Here is an 11,655-nt window from a genome sequence, read left to right as displayed (position 1 = left end):
TGCTTGCAGATAAGTTTTGAATTGCACAGTGAAAGTGCCGCTAATTGATCAATTGTGCATTGACTTCATCAAGAAAATGAAGACGTTTGGTACTCATAACTTTCACATCATGAAGCAATTTGTTTTCAGCTTGAATCTGACTACGCAGGAGTACTTGCAGTATTACCGCGGCAGCGTCGATAAGGTCGTAGCCCAATGTGTTGATGGTCGCACGGTCCAGTTCCCGGCCGGACTGTTGGCGCCGCATGTGACCAGCTGGGGCGTTCGAGGGGAGTTTGTGTTGACCTGTGATGAAGATCGCAAAGGCGCACAGCTGATGCGTCGGCAATCCCATGCCATGGCGGCCGCCTTGTAACAGGAAGTGACTCGCCAAGTTTTTGTTCCAACCCGGATAGCAGAACGTCCGCCTACAGACTCCCGATTTACAGGCCGCCGAAGTGATGCACTTGGCGGCCTTTTTCTTGCCAGCAAGGAATCAAAGATCGCCGAAGGCCGAGGGCCGGTAGCTCAGGACTTTGGGGGCGTAGGACCTTTCTGAAAAGGCAGGGAAGACTTGGTCGTGAAGCTGCTGTAGTGTGATAAACGATGCAACCACTCGGAGGGGAAATCCTTCGCGCTGGTGACCACGCGTGTTGGTCAGTAGCTCGTTCATCAGGTCCGTAAATTCCTGGTTGCCCCAGAAAAATTTGATCTTTCTTGCTATTTCCGGATAGGCCTCCAGAACGAGCTGGTAGTTATCTTGCAAAGCGCTCATGATCAATAGAAAGTGGACGGATTCCCATTACAGATCCAGTGTTACTCACTCGCGAAATGCCAGAGCGTTGATGAGCGTTTCTTTTTCCGCTCATTTTTCAGCTTGCAGTGTGCCTCCTCAAGGGCTAGTTGCATCACCATTTCAACTTCCATGGGCGCTGCCTGGCTTGACCTGAAACTGGATGCGCTGATAGATGGACTGCGCGTATTGATCTCGACGCCAGGGAGTGTTGGAATGGAAGGCACCTACGGCTTGCCAAGTGTTTCCGAGCCGAATCATGTGCAGTGACAGGATGTAGGCTCCCACATGCATATTGATGCAAGGGTTGAGCAGGTTCTCTGACGTAATGCCGAACTTGCTCAGGTGCGGCAGCCATTTCGTGTTGATTTGCGTCAGGCCAACGTCCTGGCTACCATCCGCATTCACATGCACTGCGTTCGGGTTCAAACCGGATTCTTGGGCTGCAATGGCGTAGAGAACCTGTGAGTTCACCCCATACCGCTGGGCGGCGCCTTCCCAGCTGCATAGGTTTGTGCTGCCAGCCGAAGCAGTCCAAGACAGCAATGCCGTCAATAAGAAAATTGCAAATTTGAAGTTCATTGCCAGATAGCGGTGGTTTTCGGCATGGGTAAGTTGCTGGCATTGTCTTGTCAAGTGCTTGTTGGCAATGGGCGGAGAAAGGGGACTTTCCCCGCATTTTCTTTTTGGCACTTTGGGCAGCAACGTTGCGAAAAACCTCAACATGGAGCCCGAATCGCACGATATAAGCTTTGAAAGGCAATGCAGAACGCGCTACGCAGCTTGCGGCCACCATGCAAAATATATCGACACAGGAACTTCAGCGGCAGGTCAAGGAGCACACGCCTCTTGTAGAGGCGTTGGCAAGAAGCCTCGCGCGCAAGCTTCCATCGAACGTAGAAGCGGATGATCTGGTGCAAGACGGGCATGTTGCGCTGATCAATTCCATCCTGTCGACATCCAAAAAGCTGACGACGGCACATTTCAAGAATTATTTGGCGATGCGCGTACATGGCGCCATGCTGGACGGATTGCGCGAGCTGGACCACGGTTCGCGCCAGTTGCGCAGAGGCATGCGTGGCGTGGAGCTGGCGATCCAGAGGCTGGGGCATCAATTGGGCCGTATGCCACTGGAGCATGAAGTGGCGACGGAATTGGGCATGACGCTCAAGAAATACCAACGCATGCTGCAGGATGCGTCGGACTATGCCCTGATTTCCCTGGACGACATCATGGAGTCTGACGGGCGCGCAAAGGATCCTTTGGCCAATGTGGACTCCGATCCATTGAAGGTTCTGGAGCGCTCGGCTTTGAAAGATAGTCTGGCGTCAGCCCTGTTGGCTCTATCGAAGCAGAGCAGCGCAATCTTGCGCCTTTACTATGTGGAAGACCTCACGATGGTTGAAATCGGCAAGCTACTCCAGGTCAGTGAAGCGCGGGTCAGTCAGGTTCATGCCCAAGCCATAGCTGAATTGCGGGCCAGATTGCTGGATGGTTCCGGACTGATTCCGGTACTCAAGCCCAGGCGTTCACCCCGCGTTCGCTAGCGCCGGCTGGCTGGGCATTGCAATGCCACCGGTCGTCATTGTTATGGCGCCAACCGGGCAACGCGCCTCGCAACGGCGGCATCCTGTGCAGTTGGCCTCATCCTGCAATACCGCGAATTTGCGCCATTCGATTGTCCGGAACGCGATCAATGGCAAGGGGCAGGCCGCGATGCACCGACCGCAGCCGGTGCAACGGGTGGGATCAATCAAAGGAATCTGCGGCGCACGAGGCATGTCGGAAAGTGTAGCGATCAACGGCAATTTCGGCCAATTGCGGCGCGGCACTGCCATACTACGCGCCATGCAATTGCAGGACATTCTCTATTCCCAAGGCTTTGGCACGCGCCGCGTCTGTGCCGGACTGATTCAGCAGGGCCATGTACAAGTATTCGGTTCCGGAGGAGCGGAGCTATCACAGACTTGTACCGACGCTTCAGCAGAGTTCGATACCGAGGGGCTGCGCTTCAAGGTACAGGGCGTTGTCTGGCCATATGCGGAAAAGGCTTATCTGGTGCTGAACAAGCCCACGGCTACCGAGTGCTCGCAAAAGCCTTCGACCTATCCCAGCATATATACGCTGCTGCCTTCGCCGCTGCGCATGCGGCCGCAAAAGGGCGCGGTCCAAGGTGTCCAAGCCGTTGGGCGGCTGGACCAAGACACCACTGGCATGCTACTGCTGACCGACGATGGCAAGTTCATCCACCGCATGAGCTCGCCGCGCCACCATGTGCCCAAAGTCTATGAGGTGCGGGTGAAGCATCCCCTGGATGAGCGCCAGATCAAGAAGCTGTTGGAAGGCGTGGTGCTGGAAGATGACCCCAAGCCCGTGCGTGCAGCCGCATGCGAGGCGACCGGTGAGTTTGATCTGCGTCTGACCCTGACGGAAGGCAAGTACCACCAAGTCAAGCGCATGCTGGCTGCTGTGAGCAACCGGGTGGAGGGGCTGCACCGATCGCAAATTGGCGGCTTGAAATTGCCTGCGGATTTGGCGCCCGGCCAGTGGCGCTGGCTCTCATCTGATGATCTGGCGTTGATAGCGGGAGCATGAAAAACACCGCGACTCTCCCTCGTGCAATCGGGCTGCTCATGATGTGCGCCCTGGTCCAGCCAGCGCACTCTGCAGAGGCTGGAAGTCCGCAGGCGTGCGCGCAACCGGTGTACCTGACGGTAGCCCCAGGGCACATGGAGTTTGCCCCGCAGGTCGCCGATATATTGCGCAGGCAGCAGGTGACGGCGACCTTTTTTGCCTCCAACCTGGGCACCCGAAATGGTGGCGGAAGTCTGGGGGAGCAATGGGGTAGTTGGTGGAAAGTGATCGCCCAGCAAGGGCATGAGTTCGCGTCACAGACCTATGATCACGTCGTCTGGCGGGGCGATGTGGCAGGCTATAAACCGGCCTTTCGCATGAAGCCGGAATCTGGAGCCTTTGCAGGGCGTGAGTTCACTTTTGATCCGCCCAAGTATTGCGAACAGATCGGGCATGCCGCGGACCGCATTGCCTATTACACCGGAAAGAAACCCTTGCCACTCTTTCATGCCCCGGCGGGAAAGGTGTCATCCAAGCTGCTGGCGGCCGCCAGTGCGTGTGGCTACGCGTATGTCGGAGCGACCGGGGCTGGGCACTTGGTGGGCAGCCTGTCAGTTCGGTCGGCTGCCGCAGATATCCGTGCCGGTGACGTGTTGCTCGTGGATCTGGAGACTTCGGCGTCGGCCAAACCCTGGGCCGTGGATAACCTGGAGGCTCTGATCGTCGGGCTCAAGGAGCGTGGTCTGTGTTTTGAAAGCCTGCGCAAGCATCCCGTTTTCAAGGACTGGATCGCAAACCACGGCGGCTGATGCATGTTTCGGGTACACGGTATGCTCAGCGTATGAACCTGTTTTTGGATTCTTTCTGGCGCGCTGCGGTGTACTGTGTGCGCCCGCGCGTGATTGCGCTCTCTGTCCTGCCGTTGGTGCTGATCGTTCTGCTCACCATGGTTACAGGCTACTTCTTCTGGGACATGGCACTGGATCAGGTGCGCGTGTGGATAGATTCGTTTCCCTATCTCGATCAAGTCTGGCAATGGCTGGAGAGCGTAGGTGCCGGCAAGCTCAAGGCCGTACTGGCCCCGTTGCTGGTGGTGTTTGCCGTGACCCCCCTGATCGTTGTGATCTCCATGCTGACGGTTGCGCTGATGATGACGCCTGCCTTGGTCAATCTGGTCGCGGCGAATCGTTTTGCCGGTCTGGAAGTCCGGCAAGGAGGCGGTCTTGCCTCCAGTCTGGCGTGGTCGTTGTTCTCCACTCTGCTGGCGGCTCTGGCTCTTTTGGTTTCGGTTCCCCTGTGGTTGTTGCCTCCGCTGGTTTTGCTGATCCCTCCTTTGATATGGGGCTGGCTAACCTACCGTGTGATGGCGTTCGATGCGCTGGCCAAACATGCCAGCAAGGAAGAGCGCCGATTGCTGTTCAAGCGACACGGAACCTGGCTGCTGTTGATGGGCGTGATCTGTGGTTACCTGGGTGCATCCCCCAGTGTGGTGTGGGCCATGGGCGCAGGTTTTGCGCCGGCCTTCGTGTTCCTGGTGCCCATGGCCATCTGGATTTACACCCTGGTTTTTGCCTTTGCTTCGCTTTGGTTTACCCACTATTGCCTGGGTGCTTTGCATGCACTGCGTCAACAGGCCAACGCCCAAGCCGAAGTGCCTGCTTCCGCACCTGCCGCACAGGAGGTGACCCCTGTGCCGCTCGTTGGCGGCCCCTCATCTCAGACGCAACCTTCGCCTTAGAAAGTCCGTTTATGCATTTTGGAATCATCATCATTGGCGACGAAATACTGTCCGGGCGCCGTGAAGACAAGCACTTGTCAAAGGCCATTGAACTCTTGGGCGCGCGCGGATTGCCTTTGGCATATGCCGATTACGTCGGAGATTCACCCGATCGCATCACGGCCACGCTCCAGCGTGCATTTGCCTCCGGCGACGTGGTCTTTTCATTTGGAGGTATAGGTGCAACGCCGGATGACCATACGCGCCAGTGCGCGGCGGCGGCCTTGCAACGACCTTTGCTCTTGCATCCGGAAGCCAAACTGCTGATCCAGGAACGCATGCGCGCTTTGGCGCTGGAGAAGGGCGTTCCCTACGAACCTGAGCGGGATGACAACAAGCACCGGTTGAACATGGGCGTGTTTCCCGAAGGCGCCCAGATCATCCCTAACCCGTACAACAAAATACCCGGCTTTAGCTGCACAGGCGCCGCAGAAGGTGCGGTGCACTTCGTGCCCGGCTTTCCCGTGATGGCACACCCCATGGTGGAATGGGTGCTAGACACCTACTATGCAGCCCACTTCCGCCAGGATGCATGGCAGGAGAATTCGCTGATCGTATTTGGTGCCATGGAGGCTACCTTGACGCCCCTGATGGAGCACATTGAGCAGGCACATCCGGTGAAGGTTTTTAGTTTGCCTAGCGTGGACCATCCGGAATACGGTCGTCATATTGAGCTGGGCGTCAAGGGACTTCCCGGGGCAGCAGAGGCCGCATATCGGGAAATGGTCGCAGCGCTGAAGGCAATGGATGTCCCACTGGGTCCCGAAATGGTGCGCAAATAAAACGCACCATATAAGGGCAATTCGTGGTGGCCCCAAAATGGGGCGTCAAGATGGTGCTTGTTTGCCTGTCGTAACCTGATGGGCTGAGAAATCCCTGAATCTCAGGGCAAAATGGCCTGTGTTCTCAGAATGGTTTGCCGGAAGGTTCTGGCACAAAAGCTGCATTGAGAATTCGGCAATCCTTTTTTAACCGTGCAACAGGAGTTATTGATGGCCAAGACCGTCGCAGACGTGATGAAGATGGTAAAAGAAAGCGAAGTCAAGTTTGTTGACTTCCGTTTTACCGATACCCGTGGCAAGGAGCAGCACGTCACTGTGCCAATCTCCGCCTTTAACGAAGACAAATTTGTTTCCGGCCATGCTTTTGACGGTTCTTCCGTCGCCGGCTGGAAGGGCATTGAAGCATCGGACATGCAGCTCATGCCCGACGCCAACACCGCCAACATCGACCCTTTCTTTGAAGAAACCACGCTGTTCCTGCAGTGTGACGTGGTTGAGCCCAGCGACGGCAAGGCCTATGACCGTGACCCCCGCTCCATCGCCAAGCGCGCTGAAGCCTACCTCAAGGCTTCCGGCCTGGGCGACACGGCCTACTTCGGTCCGGAACCCGAATTCTTCATTTTTGACGGCGTGCGTTGGACCAACGAACCCGGCAAGGTGTTCTTCGAAATCGAAGAGTACGAAGCTCCCTGGAACAGCGGCGCCAAGCTCGAAGGTGGCAACCGCGGTCACCGTCCCACGGTTAAGGGCGGCTACTTCCCCGTTCCCCCAGTGGACAGCACGCAAGACATGCGCGCTGAAATGTCCCTGATCCTCGAATCCTTGGGCATTCCAGTTGAAGTGTTCCACCACGAAGTGGCGGGCGCTGGCCAAAACGAAATCGGTACCAAGTTCAGCACCCTGGTTGAACGCGCCGACTGGACCCAGGTCCTGAAGTATGTGGTCTGGAACGTGGCAAATGCCTACGGCAAGACCGCCACCTTCATGCCCAAGCCCTACGCTGGCGACAACGGCTCCGGTATGCACGTGCACCAGTCCATCTGGAAAGATGGCAAGAACCTGTTTGCTGGTGACGGCTATGCCGGTCTGTCCGACTTCGCGCTGTACTACATCGGCGGCATCATCAAGCACGCCCGTGCCCTGAACGGCATCACCAACCCTGGCACCAACAGCTACAAGCGCCTGGTTCCTGGTTTCGAAGCGCCCGTGAAGCTGGCTTACTCTGCCAAGAACCGTTCCGCCTCCATCCGTATCCCGTTTGTGGCGAACCCCAAAGGCCGTCGCGTGGAAGCCCGTTTCCCCGATCCTTCCGCCAACCCCTACCTGTGCTTCTCCGCACTGATGATGGCGGGTCTGGACGGCGTGGAAAACAAGATTCACCCCGGCGAAGCCGCCACCAAGGACCTGTACCATCTGCCTCCCGAGGAAGATGCACTGGTGCCAACCGTGTGCCACAGCCTCGACCAGGCGCTGGACTACCTGGACAAGGACCGTGCGTTCCTGACCAAGGGCGGCGTGTTCACCGATTCCATGCTGGATGCCTACATCGATCTGAAGATGCAGGAAGTGACCCGCTTCCGCATGGCTCCCCATCCGGTGGAATACGACATGTACTACTCCCTGTAATCAGGTGTGTGCGAAGCGTCTCCTTGCGGGGATGCTCACGGGAAGGACTGCGCAAGCAGTCCTTTTTCGTTGGCGGATCTGCTGCCCAAATGGTAAAGATCCAAGGCGGCTTTGAGTACATTCAGTACGCTGCTGTTTTTGGCGCATACTGCTAGCTTGCCCCGACCTTCGCAATGGGTGGACTGATAATGAAATTTGTTTTTTCCGTATGTCTTCTGGTTTCGGCACTCTCGGTGGCTTGGGCTGCCGATGACCGCATCTATCGGTGTGGCAACGAATACACCAATACGGTTTCGGAGGCTCAGGCCAAGAATTGCAAACTGATTTCCGGCGGCAATGTCACGGTCATTCAGGCGGTCAAGCCGCCCCCTGGCAAGTCCAGTGCACCACGCGGTGATTCAGCAGACCAGCGTGCCAAGGATTCCGATGCCCGACTGATTCTGGAAGGTGAACTCAAGAAGGCCGAAGCCAGACAGGCCGAATTGCTCAAGGAATACAACAACGGAGAGCCCGAAAAACTGGGGCCGGAAACCCGCAACTACCAGAAGTATCTGGATCGTGTTGCTGACCTCAAGGCTGCCATTGCCCGGGGCGAAGCCGATATCGCAGGTATCAAGCGGGAACTGGCGCGTGTTGCGCAACAGGGGGGATCGTCTTCCTCCGGCGCGTCCAATTCCAATGGGAAATAGTTCGCTTGAACAAGACTGACTCAACTCCTGAATCTGAAAGTCCACGGAACACGTCCGTGTCTGTCTACCAGTCGTTTGACTTGCTGGCTACCCTGGTCACGGTGGTTGACAGGGATGGTTTGGTCCTTTTCTCCAACGCGGCACTGGAGGATGTGCTGGGCATATCGCGCAGATCCATTGTTGGTTCCGTCTTTGCCGATGCCTTCACTGAGCCCAGTCAGTTGCAGAACGCGCTGGAGGGTGCCAGCGAGAATGAATTCGCCGCTCTACGCTATGACGCCTGGCTCAAGCGCGTGGGTTACGAGGCAATGCCTGTGCATGTCATCGTCACCCGTACCGACCTGGGTGACGAAATCGTGGTGGAGATGGTGCCGCTGGAGCAACAGGCAAGGCAAGACCGTGAAGAGCGGCTGATGGAGCAGGCGCAGACCAACAAGGAACTCATCCGCAATCTGGCACACGAAATCAAGAACCCGCTGGGCGGAATCCGCGGTGCGGCACAGTTGCTGGAGCTTGAGATCGATTCACCGGAACTCACCGAATACACGCAGGTCATCATTCACGAGGCCGATCGTCTGCAGAGTCTGGTGGACCGCTTGCTGGCTCCGCACCGCAGACCCCATCTGGTAGGTGACGTGAACATCCACGAAGTGTGCGAGCGTGTGCGCTCTCTCATACTGGCTGAGTTCCCCAAAGGTCTGCGTGTGTTACGCGACTATGACACCTCCATTCCCGAGTTCCGCGGGGACCGTGAGCAATTGATACAAACAGTGCTCAACATCGCGCACAACGCTGCGCAAGCACTCAGTGAACGCATTGCCGACGGCGATGCAGAGCTGACATTCATCACGCGTGTTGTAAGGCAAATAACATTTGGTAAGCAGCGCTACCGGTTGGCATTGGAATTGCATGTCATCGACAACGGACCTGGCGTGCCAGATTCGATCAAGGACCGCATTTTCTATCCGCTGGTGTCGGGCAGAGAAGGCGGTTCTGGCCTGGGACTGACATTGGCGCAAACCTTTGTTCAACAGCACCATGGTTCGATCGAAGTTGATAGCGTGCCCGGCCGTACGGACTTCAAGATTCTGATTCCGTTACCGTAATGCCAGACACAAGGGACAAGATAACCATGAAGCCGATTTGGATCGTTGATGATGACCAATCCATACGCTTCGTGCTTGAGAAAGCACTGCTAAGAGAGCATTTGCCCACGCGCAGTTTTTCCAATACACGTGACGTTCTGGCGGCGCTATCGACCGCGGCCGAAGACGAAGGCCCGCAGATTCTGGTGAGTGACATCCGCATGCCGGGTGGCTCTGGTCTGGAATTGCTGGAAAAGGTCAAGGCCAAGTATCCCGGCTTGCCGGTGATCATCATGACTGCGTTCTCCGATCTGGACAGCGCTGTCAGCGCTTTTCAGGGCGGTGCCTTCGAGTACCTGCCCAAGCCATTTGATTTGACCAAAGCCGTCGAACTGATTCGCCGCGCCGTGGAAGAAAGCCAGCGCGAAGAGGTCAGTGAAGAGCGCATGGCCGAAACGCCCGAGATGCTGGGGCAGGCTCCCGCCATGCAGGACGTGTTCCGTGCCATTGGACGCCTGTCGCAGAGCAACGTCACGGTGCTCATCACTGGCGAGTCAGGCTCCGGCAAGGAACTGGTAGCGCGTGCACTGCACAAGCATTCACCGCGTGCCAGCGGTCCGTTTGTTGCCATCAACACCGCAGCCATTCCTAAGGACTTGCTGGAAAGCGAGCTGTTTGGCCATGAGCGAGGTGCCTTCACCGGTGCTCAGACCATGCGCCGTGGGCGTTTCGAACAGGCTGACGGCGGCACGCTGTTTCTGGACGAAATTGGCGACATGCCGTTCGAGTTGCAGACGCGTCTGTTGCGCGTGCTGTCCGACGGACATTTCTACCGCGTGGGCGGCCACAGCGCCGTCAAGACGAATGTGCGCGTCATTGCCGCTACGCACCAGGATCTGGAGCAGCGTGTCAAGGAAGGTGTATTCCGCGAAGACTTGTTCCACCGCCTCAACGTGATTCGCCTGCGCTTGCCTGCCTTGCGCGAGCGCAAGGAGGACGTGGCCATGCTGACCCGCCACTTCCTGCAGCAGAGCGCCAAGCAACTGGGTGTGGAGCCCAAGCGCATTTCTGAGGCCGCACTGACCTGGCTGGAAGGTTTTGCCTTTCCCGGCAACGTGCGACAGTTGGAGAATCTGTGCCATTGGCTGACGGTGATGGCGCCGGCCCAACTGATCGAACCCAAGGACTTGCCACCGGAGGTAGGTGTGGCCCGGACCGATCAACCGCCCAAGGTGCCTGTAGCGCCCGGTGCCGGGATTGCGCCTGTGGTGGCAAGCATTCCTGCAGTGGATGCCCCTGTGACCGCAGCGTCCGCCGTCGCACCTGCAGCGACGGTCCAGACCGAGGTGGTTCAGGGCTGGGAAACGGGTCTGGAAGGTGAGGCCATAGCCCTGCTGAGCTCGGGCCGATTGGACGTGTGGGATGAGCTGACCAAACGCTTTGAGTCACGTCTGATCCTGGCTGCGCTGGCCAGTACCAAGGGGCGGCGCATCGAGGCCGCCCACAAGCTGGGCATCGGCCGCAACACCATCACCCGCAAGATCCAGGAGCTGGGCCTAGAGTGAGTTGATCTCCACGACCACGGGAGCGTGGTCGCTGGGGCGCTCATTCTTGCGCGGCGTCTTGTCAATCGTGCAGGCCGTCACCTGCGGTTTGAGCGCATTGCTCACCAGGATATGGTCGATGCGCAGACCGCGGTTGCGCCGGAACGCCATGTCGCGGTAGTCCCACCAGCTGTAGCTCTTGGGCGGTTGCTCGAACAGGCGCAGGCTGTCGGTCAAGCCCAGCGCAATCAGCGCGCGCAGTTGGTAGCGTTCTTCCTCGGTGCAATGGATTTGGTCGCGCATGCCCACCGGGTCCCACACATCCAGGTCATCAAACGTGATGTTGTAGTCGCCCATGAGCAGCAGGCGCGGGTGTGTCACCAGTTCCGCCTTGAGCCAGTTGCGCAGGCCCTTGAGCCATTCCATCTTGTATTCGAACTTGTCGGTGCCCGGTGCTTGGCCGTTAGGGAAATACGCGCCCACGACCCGCACGGCCTGCATACCCTCGCCCACGGTGCCGGTGATCACACGGGCCCCGTCGTCGTCAAAGCCAGGGATGTTTTTCACCACATCGCTGACCGGCAAGCGCGACAGCAAGGCCACACCGTTGTAGGTCTTCTGGCCAAAGCAATGCGGCTCGTAACCGGCTTGGGCAAACGACTCGAATGGGAACTTGTCGTCGGTCATCTTGAGTTCCTGCAGCACCAGCACATCCACCGGGTTGGTGGCCAGCCAGTCCAGTACTTGCGGCAGCCGCACGCTCAGGGAGTTCACGTTCCAGGTGGCGTATTTCATGGATTTGCTCA

General features: G+C 57.6%; 14 protein-coding genes. 10 read left to right on the top strand and 4 right to left on the bottom strand.

Annotated elements, in window-relative coordinates:
- Positions 1–76: 76 nt before the first annotated feature.
- Positions 77–355 (top strand): DUF2835 family protein, encoded by a 279-nt coding sequence (locus tag AC1RMF_RS08610; RefSeq protein WP_493141285.1) that lies wholly within the window; start codon positions 77–79, stop codon positions 353–355.
- Positions 356–475: 120 nt separating this feature from the next.
- On the opposite strand, the gene AC1RMF_RS08605 is transcribed toward AC1RMF_RS08610, so the two are convergent.
- Together AC1RMF_RS08605 and AC1RMF_RS08600 are read right to left on the bottom strand one after the other, a co-directional pair.
- Complete coding sequence (locus tag AC1RMF_RS08605) at positions 476–754, bottom strand: hypothetical protein (RefSeq protein ID WP_342616990.1); 279 nt, start codon at positions 752–754, stop codon at positions 476–478.
- Positions 755–895: 141 nt separating this feature from the next.
- Positions 896–1,354, bottom strand: coding sequence for a lytic transglycosylase domain-containing protein (locus tag AC1RMF_RS08600; protein WP_493141136.1), 459 nt, complete (start codon positions 1,352–1,354; stop codon positions 896–898).
- 212 nt (positions 1,355–1,566) lie between these two features.
- Here AC1RMF_RS08600 and AC1RMF_RS08595 point away from each other — a divergent pair, with 212 nt between their 5' ends.
- Positions 1,567–2,319 (top strand): FliA/WhiG family RNA polymerase sigma factor, encoded by a 753-nt coding sequence (locus AC1RMF_RS08595; RefSeq protein ID WP_342616992.1) that lies wholly within the window; start codon positions 1,567–1,569, stop codon positions 2,317–2,319.
- Here AC1RMF_RS08595 and AC1RMF_RS08590 read toward each other — a convergent pair.
- Complete coding sequence (locus AC1RMF_RS08590) at positions 2,302–2,553, bottom strand: 4Fe-4S dicluster domain-containing protein (RefSeq protein WP_493141284.1); 252 nt, start codon at positions 2,551–2,553, stop codon at positions 2,302–2,304. The genes AC1RMF_RS08595 and AC1RMF_RS08590 overlap by 18 nt on opposite strands.
- A gap of 67 nt (positions 2,554–2,620) precedes the next feature.
- On the opposite strand from AC1RMF_RS08590, the gene AC1RMF_RS08585 reads away from it, so the two are divergent.
- The 8 genes from AC1RMF_RS08585 to ntrC all read left to right on the top strand — a co-directional run bounded on the left by AC1RMF_RS08585 (position 2,621) and on the right by ntrC (position 10,870).
- Positions 2,621–3,367, top strand: coding sequence for a pseudouridine synthase (locus tag AC1RMF_RS08585; protein WP_493141135.1), 747 nt, complete (start codon positions 2,621–2,623; stop codon positions 3,365–3,367).
- Positions 3,364–4,155: a polysaccharide deacetylase family protein gene (locus tag AC1RMF_RS08580; protein ID WP_493141134.1), complete on the top strand. Its 792-nt coding sequence runs from the start codon at positions 3,364–3,366 to the stop codon at positions 4,153–4,155. Before AC1RMF_RS08585 ends, AC1RMF_RS08580 begins: the two co-directional genes overlap by 4 nt.
- Positions 4,156–4,187: 32 nt before the next feature.
- Positions 4,188–5,084, top strand: coding sequence for an EI24 domain-containing protein (locus AC1RMF_RS08575; protein ID WP_493141133.1), 897 nt, complete (start codon positions 4,188–4,190; stop codon positions 5,082–5,084).
- A gap of 11 nt (positions 5,085–5,095) precedes the next feature.
- Positions 5,096–5,905 carry a competence/damage-inducible protein A gene (locus AC1RMF_RS08570; protein WP_342616997.1) on the top strand — a complete coding sequence of 270 codons (810 nt, stop codon included), beginning with the start codon at positions 5,096–5,098 and terminating at the stop codon, positions 5,903–5,905.
- A gap of 210 nt (positions 5,906–6,115) precedes the next feature.
- The gene (gene glnA, locus AC1RMF_RS08565; RefSeq protein ID WP_342616998.1) at positions 6,116–7,531 is read left to right on the top strand and encodes a type I glutamate--ammonia ligase; all 1,416 of its coding nucleotides are present in this window, start codon (positions 6,116–6,118) and stop codon (positions 7,529–7,531) included.
- Between the two features lie 188 nt (positions 7,532–7,719).
- Positions 7,720–8,220 (top strand): hypothetical protein, encoded by a 501-nt coding sequence (locus AC1RMF_RS08560; protein WP_342616999.1) that lies wholly within the window; start codon positions 7,720–7,722, stop codon positions 8,218–8,220.
- 56 nt (positions 8,221–8,276) lie between these two features.
- Positions 8,277–9,326 carry a nitrogen regulation protein NR(II) gene (gene glnL / locus AC1RMF_RS08555; protein ID WP_342617000.1) on the top strand — a complete coding sequence of 350 codons (1,050 nt, stop codon included), beginning with the start codon at positions 8,277–8,279 and terminating at the stop codon, positions 9,324–9,326.
- A gap of 26 nt (positions 9,327–9,352) precedes the next feature.
- On the top strand, positions 9,353–10,870 hold the full coding sequence (gene ntrC, locus AC1RMF_RS08550; RefSeq protein WP_493141132.1) for a nitrogen regulation protein NR(I): 1,518 nt from the start codon (positions 9,353–9,355) through the stop codon (positions 10,868–10,870).
- On the opposite strand, the gene xth is transcribed toward ntrC, so the two are convergent.
- A complete protein-coding gene (gene xth, locus AC1RMF_RS08545) occupies positions 10,862–11,644 on the bottom strand; it encodes an exodeoxyribonuclease III (protein WP_493141283.1) in 783 nt (260 codons plus the stop codon). The genes ntrC and xth overlap by 9 nt on opposite strands.
- Positions 11,645–11,655: the final 11 nt, after the last annotated feature.

This window comes from Rhodoferax sp. GW822-FHT04A08, from assembly GCF_058801025.1.
This window is presented reverse-complemented; position numbering and strand designations above follow the sequence as displayed.